This is a genomic window from Streptomyces sp. MH60 (assembly GCF_002939385.1).
Lineage (GTDB): Bacteria > Actinomycetota > Actinomycetes > Streptomycetales > Streptomycetaceae > Streptomyces.
In genome coordinates this window covers 1-16,899 of sequence record NZ_MULI01000038.1, presented here as the reverse complement: position 1 = coordinate 16,899, position 16,899 = coordinate 1, and the positions used below count along the sequence as shown (strand labels likewise).

Annotated in this window: 13 protein-coding genes; all 13 read left to right on the top strand. The window is 71.6% G+C overall.

Annotated elements, in window-relative coordinates:
• The first annotated feature begins 180 nt into the window (after positions 1-180).
• Positions 181-1,527 carry an OFA family MFS transporter gene (locus BZZ08_RS22515; RefSeq protein WP_104634060.1) on the top strand — a complete coding sequence of 449 codons (1,347 nt, stop codon included), beginning with the start codon at positions 181-183 and terminating at the stop codon, positions 1,525-1,527.
• Positions 1,496-1,648, top strand: a complete 153-nt coding sequence (locus tag BZZ08_RS39045; RefSeq protein WP_198601631.1) for an MFS transporter small subunit — start codon at positions 1,496-1,498, stop codon at positions 1,646-1,648. The genes BZZ08_RS22515 and BZZ08_RS39045 overlap by 32 nt, the downstream gene beginning before the upstream one ends.
• Before the next feature lie 160 nt (positions 1,649-1,808).
• The gene (locus tag BZZ08_RS22510; RefSeq protein WP_104634059.1) at positions 1,809-2,759 is read left to right on the top strand and encodes a beta-ketoacyl-ACP synthase III; all 951 of its coding nucleotides are present in this window, start codon (positions 1,809-1,811) and stop codon (positions 2,757-2,759) included.
• Between the two features lie 128 nt (positions 2,760-2,887).
• Positions 2,888-3,565: a GntR family transcriptional regulator gene (locus BZZ08_RS22505; RefSeq protein ID WP_104634058.1), complete on the top strand. Its 678-nt coding sequence runs from the start codon at positions 2,888-2,890 to the stop codon at positions 3,563-3,565.
• A gap of 263 nt (positions 3,566-3,828) precedes the next feature.
• Positions 3,829-5,010 (top strand): ROK family transcriptional regulator, encoded by a 1,182-nt coding sequence (locus BZZ08_RS22500; RefSeq protein ID WP_104634057.1) that lies wholly within the window; start codon positions 3,829-3,831, stop codon positions 5,008-5,010.
• A 144-nt stretch (positions 5,011-5,154) separates the two neighbouring features.
• Complete coding sequence (locus BZZ08_RS22495; RefSeq protein WP_104634056.1) at positions 5,155-6,672, top strand: sugar ABC transporter ATP-binding protein; 1,518 nt, start codon at positions 5,155-5,157, stop codon at positions 6,670-6,672.
• Positions 6,669-7,688: an ABC transporter permease gene (locus BZZ08_RS22490; protein ID WP_104634055.1), complete on the top strand. Its 1,020-nt coding sequence runs from the start codon at positions 6,669-6,671 to the stop codon at positions 7,686-7,688. Before BZZ08_RS22495 ends, BZZ08_RS22490 begins: the two co-directional genes overlap by 4 nt.
• A 17-nt stretch (positions 7,689-7,705) precedes the next feature.
• The gene (locus BZZ08_RS22485; RefSeq protein WP_104634054.1) at positions 7,706-8,752 is read left to right on the top strand and encodes a substrate-binding domain-containing protein; all 1,047 of its coding nucleotides are present in this window, start codon (positions 7,706-7,708) and stop codon (positions 8,750-8,752) included.
• A gap of 89 nt (positions 8,753-8,841) precedes the next feature.
• Positions 8,842-10,134 (top strand): Gfo/Idh/MocA family protein, encoded by a 1,293-nt coding sequence (locus BZZ08_RS22480; RefSeq protein WP_104634053.1) that lies wholly within the window; start codon positions 8,842-8,844, stop codon positions 10,132-10,134.
• 16 nt (positions 10,135-10,150) lie between these two features.
• Positions 10,151-11,149, top strand: coding sequence for a sugar phosphate isomerase/epimerase family protein (locus BZZ08_RS22475; protein WP_104634052.1), 999 nt, complete (start codon positions 10,151-10,153; stop codon positions 11,147-11,149).
• A 259-nt stretch (positions 11,150-11,408) separates the two neighbouring features.
• Positions 11,409-15,125, top strand: a complete 3,717-nt coding sequence (locus BZZ08_RS22470) for a ThuA domain-containing protein (RefSeq protein ID WP_104634051.1) — start codon at positions 11,409-11,411, stop codon at positions 15,123-15,125.
• Positions 15,126-15,266: 141 nt separating this feature from the next.
• On the top strand, positions 15,267-16,466 hold the full coding sequence (locus BZZ08_RS22465; RefSeq protein WP_104634050.1) for an inositol-3-phosphate synthase: 1,200 nt from the start codon (positions 15,267-15,269) through the stop codon (positions 16,464-16,466).
• A partial coding sequence (locus BZZ08_RS39615) for a UbiA family prenyltransferase (RefSeq protein ID WP_241965538.1) occupies positions 16,463-16,899 on the top strand: 437 nt, incomplete at its 3' end. The genes BZZ08_RS22465 and BZZ08_RS39615, both read left to right, overlap by 4 nt.

Below are 16,899 nucleotides of genomic sequence, written 5' to 3'. Positions count from 1 at the left end.
GGAGGAGACCGGTCGGGGAAGTCTCGATGATGTCGACGAAATATTGTCTACAGTATGGAAGTTGGGGCGGCAAGGCTTTGTGCAGGAGTGGTGGTGGTCTGTAGTCGGGTGATCGGCTTCTGTAGTTGTCGGCTCAACAGTCTTCTCAAGCGCTTTCCGGATGCCTACGGTTGGGGACCCATGAGTCCCCCCGTCGCACCCCCGGGCTGGAGCCGCTGGCTCGTACCCCCGGCCGCTCTCTCGGTCCACCTCTCCATCGGCCAGGCCTACGCCTGGTCCGTGTTCAAACCGCCCCTGGAGTCCGCGCTCGGCCTCAGCGGCACGCAGAGCGCGCTGCCCTTCCAGCTCGGCATCGTCATGCTCGGTCTGTCGGCCGCGTTCGGCGGCACGCTCGTGGAACGGCACGGACCGCGCTGGGCGATGACCGTCGCCCTGGTCTGCTTCTCGTCCGGCTTCCTGCTCTCCGCGCTCGGCGCGGCGGTGGAGCAGTACTGGCTGATCGTCCTCGGCTACGGCTTCGTCGGCGGGATCGGCCTCGGCATCGGCTACATCTCGCCCGTGTCGACGCTGATCAAGTGGTTCCCCGACCGGCCCGGCATGGCCACCGGGATCGCCATCATGGGCTTCGGCGGCGGCGCCCTCATCGCCTCGCCCTGGTCGGCGCAGATGCTGGAGTCCTTCGGCACCGACAGCTCGGGGATCGCCCTCGCCTTCCTCGTCCACGGACTGACGTACGCCGTCTTCATGTTGCTCGGCGTGCTCCTGGTGCGGGTGCCGCGTCCCAGGGAGGGGGCGGACGGCCGGCCCGCCCCGCTCGAAGGGGTCCAGGTCTCGGCGCGTTCGGCCATGCGCACCCCGCAGTTCTGGCTGCTGTGGATCGTGCTCTGCATGAACGTCACGGCCGGCATCGGCATCCTGGAGAAGGCCGCGCCGATGATCACGGACTTCTTCGCCGACACCTCCACCCCGGTGTCGGCGACCGCGGCGGCCGGATTCGTGGCCCTGCTGTCGGCGGCCAACATGGCGGGCCGGATCGGCTGGTCCTCGGCCTCCGACCTGATCGGGCGCAAGAACATCTACCGCGTCTACCTCGGCGTCGGCGCGCTCATGTACACCCTGATCGCGCTGTTCGGCGACGCCTCCAAGCCGCTGTTCGTCCTGTGCGCCCTGGTCGTGCTCTCCTTCTACGGCGGCGGTTTCGCCACGGCTCCCGCCTACCTCAAGGACCTCTTCGGCACCTACCAGGTCGGCGCCATCCACGGGCGGCTGCTCACCGCCTGGTCGCTCGCCGGCGTCCTCGGGCCGCTGATCGTGAACTGGATCGCCGACCACCAGGAGGAGGCGGGGCGGCACGGCTCGGCCCTGTACGGCACCTCCTTCCTCATCATGATCGGGCTGCTGGTGGTCGGCTTCGTCGCCAACGAACTCGTCCGCCCCGTCCACGCCCGGCACCACGAACCCGCGACCACCACCCCCGCGCCGAAGGAGGGCAACGATGTCACCCGACACCAGCCAGAGTCCGCCTGAGGCGGCCGAGGTGCCCGACCGGCGGCCGCTGATCGCCTTCACCTGGCTCTGGGTGGGCGCGCCGCTCGCCTACGGGCTGTACGAACTCGTGCGGAAGGCGACCCAGCTCTTCACCGGGTGAGGGCGGACGCCGGCGAGCCGGACGGCCGGGGGCGGCGGAGGATGCTGACCGAAGCCGACAAGCCGGGCCGCGGATTCCTGTCGTATCACCTGCCGTCGTACCCGTCGGTCACTGATCACACTGGTGGATCCCGTACCCCGAGGCAGCGAGGACTCCACCCATGCACCACGGCTCCCGCATCACCGCCGTCGGCCACTACCAGCCCGCCCGGATCCTCACCAACGAGGACCTGGCGGGCATGGTCGACACCAGCGACGAGTGGATCAGGAGCCGGGTGGGCATTCGTTCGCGCCGGATCGCCGGACCCGACGAGCCGGTCGACGAGCTGGCCGGCCACGCCGCCGCGAAGGCGCTCGCGGCGGCCGGGCTGACCCCCGCCGACGTGGACCTGGTCGTGGTCGCCACCTCCACCGCGATCGACCGCTCCCCGAACACCGCCGCCCGCGTCGCCGCCCGCCTCGGCATCCCCGGCCCCGCCGCGCTGGACCTCAACGTGGTGTGCGCGGGCTTCACCCACGCCCTGGCCACCGCCGACCACGCCGTACAGGCCGGCTCCTCGACCCGGGCACTGGTCGTCGGCGCGGACAAGATGACCGAGGTCGTCGACTGGACCGACCGCACCACCTGTGTACTGGTCGGCGACGGGGCGGGGGCCGCCGTCGTCGAGGCCTGCGCGCCGGGCGAGGAGGCGGGGATCGGTCCCGTGCTGTGGGGGTCGGTGCCCGAGATGGGCAACGCGGTCCGCATCGAGGGAACGCCGCCGCGGTTCGCGCAGGAGGGACAGAGCGTCTACCGCTGGGCGACCACCAAGCTGCCCGCCATCGCGCGCCGGGCCTGCGAGCGGTCCGGCCTCGAACCGGCCGACCTCGCCGCGGTCGTCCTGCACCAGGCCAACCTGCGCATCATCGAACCCCTCGCCGCGAAGATCGGTGCCGTCAACGCCGTGATCGCCCGCGATGTCGTCGAGTCCGGCAACACCTCCGCGGCGAGCATCCCGCTCGCGCTGTCCAAGCTGGTGGAGCGGGGCGAGATCACCACCGGCGACCCGGTGCTGCTCTTCGGCTTCGGCGGCAATCTCTCCTACGCCGGACAGGTCGTCCGCTGCCCCTGAGGACCCCGGCGCCCCCGATGTGACGTGGCCTACACCCCGGTCCCGCGGCCGAGCGCGCCGTAGACTGTAGACGAAAGACAATCAATACTTCGCGTACTGGTTGTGTTCCGGCCGTCGAGGGGGGACCGATGTTGTCCGCAGGACTGCCGCAGGGCGCGGTGCCCAGGCTCGAACGGCCCGGCCCGCTGCGGGACCGTGTCTACGAGGCGCTGCTCGAACTCATCACCACCCGGGCCCTGCGGCCCGGCCAGCACCTCGTCGAGAGCGAACTCGCCGGTCACCTCGGGGTGTCGCGGCAGCCGGTGCGCGAGGCGCTGCAGCGGCTCAACACCGAGGGCTGGGTCGATCTGCGCCCCGCGCAGGGGGCGTTCGTGCACGAGCCGACGGAGGAGGAGGCGGACCAGCTCCTGACGGTGCGCACGCTCCTGGAGGCCGAAGCGGCCCGGCTCGCCGCGGCCAACGCCTCCAGTGCCGGCATCGCCGCGCTGGAGGAGCTGTGCGAGGAGGGGGAGCGGGCCGTCGCCGCCGAGGACGTGGACGCCACCGTCGCCGTCAACGCCCGCTTCCACGGCAAGGTCATGGAGCTGGCGGGCAACGCGGTCCTGGCCGAACTCGCCGCGCAGGTCGACCGCCGGGTCCGCTGGTACTACACCCCGGTCGCCCGGCAGCGCGGCCGTCAGTCCTGGATCGAGCACCGCAAGCTGATCGCCGCCATCACCGAACGGGACGAACAGGCGGCGACCCGGCTGATGCGCGAGCACACCGAGCACACCCGCCGCTCGTACCACGAGCGCGGAGAGTCCTGAGGTCAGCGCCCGTTCGGGACGCGTGCACAGGCCGTCCGGCACCTTGGCCGGGCGGCCTCGCCGTGTCCGGGGCCGTCGGATACCGCGCACTTCTTTGTCCACTCAGAGGAGAAAGTTCGCAGCAATTCATGCGTGACTTCTTCCCACACCCGGCGCCCGCTGCTACGTTCCCTCCGAAAGCACGCCACGGAAGCAAGCCAGGGACGTGGCCGGAAACCGGCGGACTCAAGGCCGATTGAGGCGGGGAGGGGCTCGTGAGACGCATGACCGCACGACCCGCGAACGCCCACCAAGCGCGACTGCTCCAGCTGTTGCGCGACGGCGGGCCCAACTCCCGTGCCCAGCTGGGCGACCAGGTCGACCTCTCCAGGTCCAAACTGGCCGTCGAGGTGGACCGGCTGCTGGAGACCGGTCTCGTCGTGGCCGACGGACTCGCCGCCTCGCGCGGCGGGCGCCGCAGCCACAACGTCCGCCTCAACCCCGAACTGCGCTTCCTCGGCGTCGACATCGGCGCGACCTCGGTCGACGTCGCCGTCACCAACGCCGAGCTGGAGATCCTCGGGCACATCAACCAGCCCATGGACGTGCGCGAGGGCCCGGTCGCGGTCTTCGAGCAGGTGCTGTCCATGGCCGCCAAGCTGCGCGCCTCCGGGCTCGCGGAGGGCTTCGACGGCGCCGGCATCGGCGTCCCGGGACCGGTCCGCTTCCCCGAGGGCGTGCCGGTGGCTCCGCCGATCATGCCGGGCTGGGACGGCTTCCCCGTACGGGAGGCACTCAGCCAGGAACTCGGCTGCCCGGTCATGGTCGACAACGACGTGAACCTGATGGCGCTGGGCGAGCAGCACGCGGGCGTCGCCCGTACCCAGCACGACTTCCTCATCGTCAAGATCGGCACCGGCATCGGCTGCGGCATCGTCGTCGGCGGGGAGGTCTACCGCGGGACCACGGGCAGCGCGGGCGACATCGGACACATCCAGGCGGTGCCCGACGGACGCCAGTGCGCCTGCGGCAACCGTGGCTGCCTGGAGGCCCACTTCAGCGGCGCGGCCCTGGCCCGCGACGCCACGGAGGCCGCCCAGCAGGGTCAGTCGGCGGAGCTCGCGAACCGGCTGGAGGCGAACGGGGGCCTCAGTGCCGCCGACGTCGCCGCCGCGGCCGCCGCGGGCGACGCCACCGCGCTGGACCTGATCAGGGAGGGCGGCCGCAGCACCGGCCAGGTCATCGCCGGCCTGGTCAGCTTCTTCAACCCGGGCCTGGTGGTGATCGGCGGCGGGGTGACCGGCCTCGGCCACAACCTGCTCGCCGCGATCCGCACCCAGGTCTACCGCCAGTCGCTGCCCCTGGCGACCGGCAACCTGCCCATCGTCCTCGGGGAGCTGGGACCCACCGCCGGAGTCATCGGCGCGGCCCGGCTGATCAGCGACCACCTGTTCTCACCCGCGTAACCACCGTTCGGTTCACGAGCTCCACCCGCACAGCGCTCTGCTCAGCCCTGCCCTGCTCCGTACCGTCCTGCTCCGTCACGCCCCGTTCCGCCACGCCCTGCTCTGCCCTGACACCGGCCCGCACGCCCGCCGAGGGGACCTCACATGGCACCAGAACCACCGCTGCTCAGCATGTCCGGCATCACCAAGTCGTTCCCCGGAGTCCGGGCCCTGGACGGCGTCGACCTCGACGTCCAGGCCGGTGAGGTGCACTGCCTCCTCGGCCAGAACGGCGCCGGGAAGTCCACCCTCATCAAGGTGCTGGCCGGCGCCCACCAGCCCGACACCGGCACCATCCGCTGGCGCGGCGAGGAGGTCACCCTGCGCTCGCCCATCGCGGCCATGCGACTGGGCATCGCCACCATCTACCAGGAACTCGACCTGGTCGAGCACCTGTCGGTCGCCGAGAACGTCCACCTCGGACACGAGCCGACCGCCGCCGGCTTCGTCGTACGGGGCAGGGCGGCCAAGGCGTCGACTGCCGCGCTGCTCAAGCGGCTCGGGCACCCCGAGGTCGACCCGGGGCGGCTGGTCGGCGAACTGTCGGCCGCCCAGCAGCAGATCGTGTCCATGGCGCGGGCACTCTCGCACGACGTACGGCTGATCGTGATGGACGAGCCCTCGGCCGCGCTCGACCCGGACGAGGTCGACAACCTCTTCCGCATCGTCGCCGACCTCACCGCCGACGGAGTCGCCGTCGTCTACATCTCGCACCGCCTGGAGGAGATCCGCCGCATCGGCGACCGGGTCACCGTCCTCAAGGACGGCCGGGCGGTGGCCCGCGGCCTGCCCGCCGAGTCCACGCCCACCCGCGAGGTGGTGGCGCTGATGACGGGACGCAACGTCGAGTACGTCTTCCCGGACCGGCCCACCGCACCGCCCGCGGGCGAACCCGTGCTGAGCGTCCGGGGCCTGGCCCGGCAGGGCGAGTTCGCCCCGCTCGACCTGGAGGTGCGCCCCGGCGAGATCGTCGGACTCGCCGGACTCGTCGGCTCCGGCCGCTCCGAGATCCTGGAGACGGTCTACGGAGCCCGGAAGGCGAGCGCCGGCCAGGTCCTCGTCGACGGGCGACCGCTCAGGCCGGGCAGTGTGCGCGCCGCGGTGCGCGCCGGGCTCGGGCTCGCCCCCGAGGAACGCAAGGCCCAGGCCCTGCTGATGCTGGAGTCCGTCACCCGCAACGTGTCGGTCTCCGCCATGTCCCGCTTCTCGCGCGGCGGCTGGATCGACCGCGGCGCCGAACTCGGAGCGGCCCGCGAGGCCACCCGCGAGCTGTCGCTGCGGCCCGACAACCCGTCGGTGCCCGTGCGCACCCTCTCCGGCGGCAACCAGCAGAAGGCGGTGCTCGCCCGCTGGCTGCTGCGCGGCTGCCGGGTCCTGCTGCTCGACGAACCCACCCGCGGCGTCGACGTCGGCGCCCGCGCCGAGCTGTACGCCGTCATCCGGCGCCTGGCCGACGAGGGCCTCGCCGTCCTGCTGGTCTCCAGCGAGGTGCCCGAGGTACTGGGTCTCGCCGACCGCGTACTGGTACTGCGCGAGGGCCGCGTCGTGCACGAGGCCCCCGCCCGCGAACTCGACGAACACCGCGTACTCGACCTCGTGATGGAAGGAAGTCCGGCGTCATGACGCAGCACGTGTCCCCGCCGCGGGACGGCACCGGCAAGGCGGCACCCGTGGACGCTCCGCCCGCCTGGCGGGTCCGGTTGGGCCGCGCCGACGTCCGCACCCTCACCCTGCTCGGCGTGCTCGCCGTACTGGTCCTCATCGGCGGCATCACCCAGCCCGACTCGTTCCTCGACACCCGCAACCTCCAGCTGGTGCTCACCCAGGCGTCCGTGATCGGCGTCGTCACCGTCGGCATGACCTTCGTCATCGTCTCCGGGGGCATCGACCTGTCGGTCGGCGCCATCGTCGCCCTCGCCTCGGTGTGGGCGACCACGGTCGCCACCCAGGAGTACGGGTTCTTCGGCATCCTGTTCACCGCGATCGTGGTGGGAGTGGGCTGCGGTCTGGTCAACGGGGTGCTCATCGCCTTCGGCCAGATGGTCCCGTTCATCGCCACCCTCGCCATGCTGGCCTCGGCGCGCGGCCTCGCGCTCCAGATCACCGACGGCCGCACCCAGGTCGTCTCCGTCTCCAGCGTCCTGGACCTCGGCGAACGCGACGCCTACGTCCTCGGCATCCCGCCGCTGGTCCTGGTGTTCGCGGCCGTCACCGTCATCGGCTGGCTGGTGCTCAACCGGACCACCTTCGGACGGCGCACCGTCGCCGTCGGCGGCAACGCGGAGGCCGCCCGTCTCGCCGGCATCGACGTCCGCCGCCAGCGGCTCTACCTCTACCTGCTGTCCGGGCTGTGCTGCGGCATCGCGGCCTTCCTGCTGATCGTCCTGGCCGGCTCCGGCCAGAACACCAACGGCAACCTCTACGAACTCGACGCCATCGCCGCCGCGATCATCGGCGGAACCCTGCTGACCGGCGGCCGGGGCCACATCCTCGGCTCCGTGCTGGGCGTCCTGATCTTCACCACGATCACCAACATCTTCGCCCTGAACAACCTGCAGACCGACGTGCAGCAGATCGCCAAGGGCGCGATCATCGTCGCCGCCGTGCTGGTCCAGCGCCGTACCGCAAGCACGCATTGAGGAAAGGGTTCACCGTCATGACGAAGCTCACGAGTCGCAGAGGGCTGCTCTTCGGAGCCGCCGCCGTGTCCGCCGGTGCCGTCCTCACGGGGTGCACAAGCAACGACCCCGACGACGGCGACGACAAGGCCGCCGCGGACACCCAGCCGGCCGCGGACGACAAGCCCGGCAAGCCGATCACCATCGGCTACGCGGGACCGCAGGCCGACCACGGCTGGCTCAACGCCATCAACGACCAGGCCAAGAAGCGCGCGGAGAAGTACTCGGAGGTCACCCTCGAGGTCACCGAGGGGTCCAACGACACCGCGCAGCAGATCGGCCAGATCGAGACCCTCATCAACAAGAAGGTCGACGTCCTGGTGGTGCTGCCCGCCGACGGCAAGGCGCTCACCCAGGTCGGGCTGAAGGCGATGCGGGCCGGCATCCCCGTCATCAACCTGGACCGCATCTTCAACAGCCCCCAGGCGTACCGCTGCTGGGTCGGCGGTGACAACTACGGCATGGGCCTCAACGCCGCCCACTACATCGGCGAGAAGCTCAAGGACAAGCCGAACGCAAAGGTCATAGAACTGGCCGGCATCGACAACCTGGAACTGACCCAGCAGCGCACCCAGGGCTTCGACGACGGACTGAAGAACTACCCGAACATCAAGAAGGTGGCCCGCCAGGCCGCCGAGTTCACCGTGGAGTCCGGCCAGGCCAAGATGGCCCAGCTGCTCCAGGCCCAGTCGGACTTCGACGCCCTGTGGAACCACGACGACGACCAGGGCGTGGGCGCCCTGCGCGCCATCGAGCAGGCCGGACGCGACGACTTCCTGATGGTCGGCGGCGCGGGCGCGCTCTCCGCCTTCGAGGCCATCAAGGCCGACCGCGGCGTCCTGAAGGCGACGGTGCTCTACCCGCCCACCATGGCCGCCTCCGCGATCGACCTGGCCCGCGCGCTCGGCCAGGGCAAGGGCGTCAGCGGTCTCGCCGAGTTCGAGATCCCCTCGACCGTCACCTGCTACTCGGCCGTCGTCGACAAGGGCAACGTCGACCAGTACATGTCCACCGGCTTCAAGTGACGGGCGCCGCCCCGGCGGCGGCCTGACCAGCCGGTCCGCCGGGGCGGGGCCCACCCCCACCGCGCCACCACGACGAGGAGGACATCCGCATGGGACAGCCGCAGCAGCCCGAGGGGGCCGGCGCCGAGGAGGCAGCCGCCGGGACCGACAGCGGGACCGATACCGGGACCGACGCCGGGGCCGGGGCGGCGACGGGGGCGTCCGCGACCAGACCGCCCCTGCGCGTCGGCATGGTCGGCTACGCCTTCATGGGCGCCGCCCACTCCCAGGGCTGGCGCACCGCCGGCCGCGTCTTCGACCTGCCGCTGAACCCGGTGCTGGCCGCGATCTGCGGGCGGGACGCCGACGCCGTCCGCCTCGCGGCCGACCGGCACGGCTGGGCGAGCACCGAGACCGACTGGCGGACCCTGGTCGAACGGGACGACATCGACCTCGTCGACATCTGCACCCCCGGCGACAGCCACGCCGAGATCGCACTGGCCGCGCTCGCCGCCGGAAAACACGTCCTGTGCGAGAAGCCGCTGGCCAACACCGTCGAGGAGGCGCAGGAGATGACCCGCGCCGCCGAGGCGGCCGGGGCGCGCGGGCAGCTGGCGATGGTCGGCTTCAACTACCGCCGGGTGCCGGCCACCGCGCTGGCCCGGCGGATGGTCGCCGAGGGCCGCGTCGGCCGGCTGCGGCACCTGCGGGTGACCTACCTCCAGGACTGGCTGGTCGACCCGAAGGCCCCGCTCACCTGGCGGCTGCGCAAGGAGCTGGCCGGGTCGGGGGCGCTCGGCGACCTCGGCGCCCACATCGTCGACCTCGCCCAGTACCTGTCGGGGGAGCGGATCGCGGGCGTCTCCGCGCTCACCGAGACCTTCGTACGGGAACGCCCGCTGCCCGCCGGCGCCTCCCGGGGCCTGTCCGCGGGCTCGGCGGACGGGGTGACGGGACAGGTCACCGTGGACGACGCCGCCGTGTTCACCGGCCGCCTCACCTCCGGCGCCCTGGTCTCCTTCGAGGCCACCCGGTACGCCACCGGCCGCAAGAACGCCCTGCGCATCGAACTCAACGGCGAGCGCGGCTCCCTCGCCTTCGACCTGGAACGGCTCAACGAGCTGGAGTACCACGACGGCACCGAGCCGGGGGAGCACGCGGGCTTCCGCCGCATCCTCGTCACCGAACCCGAACACCCCTACCTGGACGCCTGGTGGCCGCCGGGCCACGGGCTCGGCTACGAGCACACCTTCGTGCACCAGGCGCGCGACCTCGTCCACGCCGCCGCCGAGGGCCGCAGCCCCGAACCCTCCTTCGCCGACGGGCTGCAGGTGCAGCGCGTGCTCGCGGCCGTGGAGGAGAGCGCCGAGAAGAACTCCGTCTACACCCCGATCATGCCCTGAGGAGGCCGGCAGCGCCATGCCACGCAACTTCACGCTCTTCACCGGACAGTGGGCGGACCTGCCGCTGGAGGAGGTCTGCCGCCTCGCCCGCGACTTCGGCTACGACGGCCTGGAACTCGCCTGCTGGGGCGACCACTTCGAGGTCGACAAGGCCCTGGCCGACCCCTCCTACGTCGCATCCAGGCACCAGCTGCTCGACAAGTACGGCCTCAAGTGCTGGGCCGTCTCCAACCACCTGGTCGGCCAGGCCGTCTGCGACGCCATCATCGACGAACGCCACGAGGCGATCCTGCCCGCGCGCATCTGGGGCGACGGCGACGCGGAGGGCGTACGGCAGCGCGCCGCGGCCGAGATCAAGGACACCGCACGTGCCGCCGCCCGCCTGGGCGTCGACACGGTCATCGGCTTCACCGGCTCGGCGATCTGGCACCTGGTGGCCATGTTCCCGCCCGCCCCCGAGTCGATGATCGAGCGCGGCTACCAGGACTTCGCGGACCGCTGGAACCCGATCCTCGACGTCTTCGACGCCGAGGGCGTGCGGTTCGCCCACGAGGTGCACCCCAGCGAGATCGCCTACGACTACTGGACCACGCAGCGCGCCCTGGAGGCGGTCGACCACCGGCCCGCGTTCGGCCTGAACTTCGACCCCTCGCACTTCGTGTGGCAGGACCTCGACCCCGTCGGGTTCCTGTGGGACTTCCGCGACCGCGTCTACCACGTCGACTGCAAGGAGGCCCGCAAGCGCCTCGACGGCCGCAACGGACGGCTCGGCTCGCACCTGCCGTGGGGCGACCCGCGGCGCGGCTGGGACTTCGTGTCGGCCGGGCACGGCGACGTCCCCTGGGAGGACGTGTTCCGCATGCTGCGCTCCATCGACTACCAGGGTCCCGTCTCCGTCGAGTGGGAGGACGCCGGCATGGACCGGCTGCAGGGCGCGCCCGAGGCCCTGAGCCGGCTCAAGGCCTTCGACTTCGAGCCGCCCAGCGCGTCCTTCGACGCCGCGTTCAACAGCTGATCCGCGCGCCCGGCGCAGGCCGGGACGGGGACCGGAGCACCGCCGGTCCCCGGTCCGGGCTGCCCGAATCCCGCTTTGTCCTGAGTTGGGTAAAAGTTAAACGGGTCCTGGCCCAAGGGGTGTTGGCCGCGGAAGAACGCGGTTACCGTCCCTGAAGTGTTCAGGACACTCACGCCTCCGGGGTGACGGCGCACCCCGGCGCCCGCATCGCACGTCTCCGCACCCATCCCGTACGGCCACCCGTTCCCGGAGGGACTTCGTGCACAGAACCAGACTCAACGGCACCACGACCGCGAGGCGCCCCAGGCTTCGCACCACCCTCGCCCTGTTCACCGGCCTCCTGCTGGCCGTGGGCACCCCGGCGACCGTCGCCGGCGCCCACCCGGGCCACCCGGAGCACGACGAGACGGCACCCGTCGCCGAGGGTCAGTTCCAGCAGGTACCGCTCGCCAAGGGCGAGCCCGAGATGGGCGAGCCGATGTCGCTCGCGGTGCTCCCGGACCGCAGCGTCCTGCACACCGCCCGCGACGGCACACTGCGCCTGACCGACCAGGGCGGCGTCACCAAGGTCGCCGGCAAGATCCCCGTCTACAACCACGACGAGGAGGGCCTGCAGGGCGTCGGCATCGACCCGGACTTCAAGAACAACCGGGCGATCTACCTCTACTACGCCCCGCCGCTCGACACCCCCGCGGGCGACGCCCCGGAGAACGGCACCGCCGAGGACTTCAAGAAGTTCGACGGCGTCAACCGCCTCTCCCGCTTCGTCCTGAACGCCAACGGCACGCTGGACATGGCCAGCGAGAAGAAGGTCCTGGACGTCGCGGCCTCCCGAGGCACCTGCTGCCACGTCGGCGGCGACATCGCCTTCGACGCCGAGGGCAACCTCTACCTCTCCACCGGCGACGACACCAACCCCTTCGCCTCCGACGGCTACACGCCGATCGACGAGCGCGCGGACCGCAACCCGGCCTTCGACGCCCGCCGCAGCGCCGGCAACACCAACGACCTGCGCGGCAAGCTGCTGCGCATCAAGGTCGCCGAGGACGGCTCGTACACCATCCCGGAGGGCAACCTCTTCGAGCCCGGCACCGAGAAGACCCGGCCCGAGATCTACGCGATGGGCTTCCGCAACCCGTTCCGGATCAGCGTCGACAAGAAGACCGGCACGGTCTACGTCGGCGACTACGGCCCCGACGCGGGCGCCGCGGACCCGAAGCGCGGCCCGGCGGGACAGGTCGAGTTCGCCAAGGTCACCAAGGCCGCCAACTTCGGCTGGCCCTTCTGCACCGGTGACAACGACCCGTACGTCGACTACGACTTCGCGACCAAGACCTCCGGCGAGACCTTCGACTGCGCGGCCCCGAAGAACACCTCCCCGCACAACACCGGTCTCACCGACCTGCCGCCCGCGCAGGCCGCGTGGATCCCGTACGACGACGACTCCGTGCCCGAGTTCGGCAGCGGCTCCGAGTCCCCGATGGGCGGCCCGGTCTACCGCTACGACCCGGACCTCGACTCCAAGGTCAAGTTCCCCGAGGAGTACGACGGCGACTTCTTCGCCGGCGAGTTCGGCCGCCGCTGGATCAAGCGGATCGAGCAGACCGAGGACGGCGCGGTCTCGAAGATCAACGACTTCCCGTGGACCGGCACCCAGATCATGGACATGGAGTTCGGCCCCGACGGCGCCCTCTACGTCCTGGACTACGGCCTGTCCTGGTTCCAGGGCGACAAGGACTCCGCCCTGTACCGGATCGAGAACGCCTCCGACGGCTTCTCCCCGATCGCCGAGGTGAGCGCCGACAAGACGTCCGGCGCGGCCGGTCTGAAGGTCGCCTTCACCGGCTCCGCCAAGGACGCCGACTCCCCGGACCTCACCTACAGCTGGGACTTCGGCGACGGCACCAAGGGCGAGGGCCTCACGCCCACCCACAAGTACAAGAAGGTCGGCACCTACTCCGCGACCTTCACGGCCACGGACCCCGAGGGCAACACCGGTCACGCCAGCGTCCGGATCGTGGTCGGCAACACCGAGCCCAAGGTGGTCATCGAGACCCCCGGCAACGGCACCCTGCTCCCCATGGGGCAGCCCATTCCCTTCAAGGTGAAGGTCACCGACCCCGAGGAGACGATCGACTGCTCCAAGGTCAAGGTCGCCTACAGCCTCGGCCACGACTCCCACGCCCACGAGCTGACCAGCGAGATGGGCTGTGAGGGCACCCTCAACCCGCCGCCGGGCGACGGCGGCCACGACCCCAACGCCAACATCTACGGCGTCGTCGGCGCCAGCTACACCGACGGCGGTGCCAACGGCCAGGAGGCCCTGACCGGAACCGCCCGCACCGTGATCCAGCCCCCGCACCGCCAGGCCGAGCACTTCACCGCCCAGCAGGGCGTGTCGCCGATCGACAAGACCGGCGCCAACGGCGGCAAGACCGTCGGCAACATCGACGACGGCGACTGGATCTCCTTCAGCCCCTACAAGTTCGACGGGCAGAAGAAGCTGACCGTACGGGCCTCCTCCGGTGGCGCCGGCGGCTACGTCGAGGTGCGCACCGGCTCGCCCACCGGCCCGCTGCACGGCTCGGCGTACATCCCGCCGACCGGCAGCTGGGAGACCTTCCAGAACGTCGACGTGCCGCTGCGGGCCCTGCCCAAGAAGACCACCGACGTCTACCTGGTCTTCCGGGGCGGCCAGGGCGCGCTGTTCGACCTCGACGACTTCGAGTTCTCCAAGGAGCCGTTCACGGCCGGCAAGAAGGTCCTGGTCTTCTCCAAGACCGCCGGCTTCCGCCACGACTCCATCCCGGCGGGCATCGCCGCCCTGAAGGAATTGGGCACCCCGGCCGGCATCTCCGTGACCGCGACCGAGGAGGCCGGGCAGTTCACCACGGCCAACCTCGCCAAGTACGACGCGGTCGCCTTCCTGTCCACCACCGGTGACGTCCTCAACGCCGACCAGCAGAAGGCGTTCGAGAACTACGTCAAGAACGGCGGCGGCTACCTGGGCATCCACGCCGCCGCCGACACCGAGTACGACTGGGAGTTCTACGGCGGCCTGGTCGGCGCCTACTTCGACTCGCACCCGGCCATCCAGAAGGCCACCGTCCGCGTCGAGGACCACGACCACCCGGCCACCGCGCACCTGGACGACGCCTGGGAGCGCACCGACGAGTGGTACAACTACCGCACCAACCCGCGTGAGCAGGCCAAGGTCCTCGCCACCCTGGACGAGACGACCTACTCCGGCGGCACCATGAAGGGCGACCACCCGATCGCCTGGTGCCAGAGCTACGGCGGCGGCCGCTCCTTCTACACCGGCATGGGCCACACCAAGGAGTCCTACGCGGACGAGGCCTTCCGCGGCCACCTGCTCGGCGGCATGCAGTACGCCACCGGCCAGGCCAAGGCCGACTGCAAGCCGGCCAAGGGCTACCGGGACATCTTCAACGGCCAGACCCTGGACGGCTGGAAGCAGGCCGGTCCCGGCAAGTTCAACGTCAAGGACGGCGTCCTGGAGTCCGAGGGCGGCATGGGCCTGCTCTGGTACCAGGCCAAGGAGCTGAAGTCGTACTCCCTCAAGCTCGACTGGAAGATGCGGGGCGACGACAACTCCGGTGTCTTCGTGGGCTTCCCGGCCTCCGACGACCCCTGGTCCGCGGTGAACAAGGGCTACGAGATCCAGATCGACGCCACGGACGCCGTGGACCGCACCACCGGTGCGATCTACACGTTCAAGGCGGCGAACATCAAGGCCCGTGACCAGGTTCTGCGGCCGCCCGGCCAGTGGAACTCCTACGAGATCAAGGTCCAGGGCGAACGCCTCCAGGTGTTCCTCAACGGAGTCAAGATCAACGACTTCACCAACAAGGACCCCGAGCGGAGCCTGACCGACGGCTACATCGGCCTCCAGAACCACGGCGCCGACGACCAGGTCTCCTTCCGCGACATCCAGCTGAAGGAACTGCCCTCCTAGGGCGGACCCGCCCCTGAGGGGGCGACCGGAACGGCGGCGGGCGGAGGACGCCGGACCTCCGCCCGCCGTCACCCCGAACGGAACACCCCCGGCTGTACCACCGCTCGTGTGTGCCCGACGCGCTCGACAAGGAGGCTGCCCATGTCCGCGTCCCCCTCTGCTTCCTCCCGTGGCTCCCGTACCGGTGTCTGGCTGATCGGAGCCCGCGGCTCCGTCGCCACCACGGTGGTGGCGGGCTGCGCCGCCGTGACCGCGGGGCTGAACCCCCCGACCGGCATGGTCACCGAGACCCCCGACTTCGCCGGCACCGCACTGCCCGCGCTCTCCTCCCTCGTCTTCGGCGGTCACGACACCGTGGACTGCCCCCTGCCCAAGCGGGCGGAGGCCCTGGCCGCGGGGGGCGTGCTGCCGCACGGACTGCCCTCGGCCGTCGGTGCCGAACTGGCCGCGGCCGACCGCGAGATCCGCCCGGGCGGCCCGCTGCCCGGCGACACCCGTGACGAGGAGACGCTGATCGCCGCGTTCGCCGCGGACATCACCGACTTCGCACGACGCGCGGGAGCGGAGCGGACCGTGGTGGTGAACGTGGCCTCCACCGAGCCCGCGCCCACCGGAGACGCCCTCCCCGCCAGCTCGCTGTACGCGGCCGCCGCCCTGCGCGCCGGCTGCCCGTACGTCAACTTCACCCCGTCGACCGGTCTGCACCACCCGGCGCTGGCCGCACCGGCAGCCGTGAGCGGCCTGCCCTACGCGGGCCGGGACGGCAAGACCGGGCAGACGCTGCTGCGCTCGGTGCTGGGCCCGATGTTCACGCAGCGGGCGCTGGCGGTGCGCGCCTGGTCGGGCACGAACCTGCTGGGCGGCGGCGACGGCGCCGCCCTCGCCGACCCGGCGGCCGCCGCGGCGAAGAACGCCGGCAAGGAACGCGTCCTCGCCGACACCCTGGGCGCCCCCGTCGAGGGCGAGGTCCACATCGACGACGTGCCCGCGCTCGGCGACTGGAAGACCGCCTGGGACCACATCGCCTTCGACGGCTTCCTCGGCGCCCGCATGATTCTCCAGACCACCTGGCAGGGCTGCGACTCGTCCCTCGCCGCGCCGCTCGTCCTCGACCTGGCCCGCCTGGTCGCCCGCGCCCACCAGCGGGGGCTGTCCGGTCCGCTGGGCGAACTGGGTTTCTTCTTCAAGGACCCGGTGGGGGACGGACCGTCGTCCCTGGCCGAGCAGTACACGGAGCTGAAACGCTTCGCCGGGCGGCTGGCGGACGATGCCGGCGCCGACTCCGCCCCCGACGCCCCCGACGCCGCCGACGCCGCCGACGAAGGCGGGGCGCGGCGATGAACCGCACCGTCGCCACCGGCGGGGAGACGACCGCACGGGAGCCCGGAGCGCGGCGGGAGGCCGGAGCGCGGCCGACGGAGGACGCCCCCGGCTCCCGGACCACCGCACCGCCCTCCGGCCGTCCCGGGCGGAGCACACCCGGCACCCGCTCCTCCCGCGCCGGCGCCTGGGCCGAACTGCTGCGCCTGCCCGCCCTGTTCACCGTCCCCGGGGACGCCCTGGCCGGCGCGGCGGCGGCCGGTGCGCGCCCCGGGCCCCGCACCCTGCTCGCCATCGGCTCCTCCCTGTGTCTGTACGAGGCCGGCATGGCCCTCAACGACTGGGCCGACCGTGCGGAGGACGCCGCGGAACGCCCCCACCGCCCCCTGCCGTCCGGCCGCATCCGCCCCGCCGCCGCGCTGACCGCCGCCGGGGCCCTCACCGGCGCCGGGCT

Coding starts and splice junctions, on each gene's coding strand:
- BZZ08_RS22490 (WP_104634055.1), top strand. CDS start 6,669: ATGACGCAGCACGTGTCCCCGCCGCGGGACGGCACCGGCAAGGCGGCA.
- BZZ08_RS22500 (WP_104634057.1), top strand. CDS start 3,829: ATGACCGCACGACCCGCGAACGCCCACCAAGCGCGACTGCTCCAGCTG.
- BZZ08_RS22495 (WP_104634056.1), top strand. CDS start 5,155: ATGGCACCAGAACCACCGCTGCTCAGCATGTCCGGCATCACCAAGTCG.
- BZZ08_RS22480 (WP_104634053.1), top strand. CDS start 8,842: ATGGGACAGCCGCAGCAGCCCGAGGGGGCCGGCGCCGAGGAGGCAGCC.
- BZZ08_RS22475 (WP_104634052.1), top strand. CDS start 10,151: ATGCCACGCAACTTCACGCTCTTCACCGGACAGTGGGCGGACCTGCCG.
- BZZ08_RS22505 (WP_104634058.1), top strand. CDS start 2,888: ATGTTGTCCGCAGGACTGCCGCAGGGCGCGGTGCCCAGGCTCGAACGG.
- BZZ08_RS39045 (WP_198601631.1), top strand. CDS start 1,496: ATGTCACCCGACACCAGCCAGAGTCCGCCTGAGGCGGCCGAGGTGCCC.
- BZZ08_RS22485 (WP_104634054.1), top strand. CDS start 7,706: ATGACGAAGCTCACGAGTCGCAGAGGGCTGCTCTTCGGAGCCGCCGCC.
- BZZ08_RS22515 (WP_104634060.1), top strand. CDS start 181: ATGAGTCCCCCCGTCGCACCCCCGGGCTGGAGCCGCTGGCTCGTACCC.
- BZZ08_RS22510 (WP_104634059.1), top strand. CDS start 1,809: ATGCACCACGGCTCCCGCATCACCGCCGTCGGCCACTACCAGCCCGCC.
- BZZ08_RS22465 (WP_104634050.1), top strand. CDS start 15,267: ATGTCCGCGTCCCCCTCTGCTTCCTCCCGTGGCTCCCGTACCGGTGTC.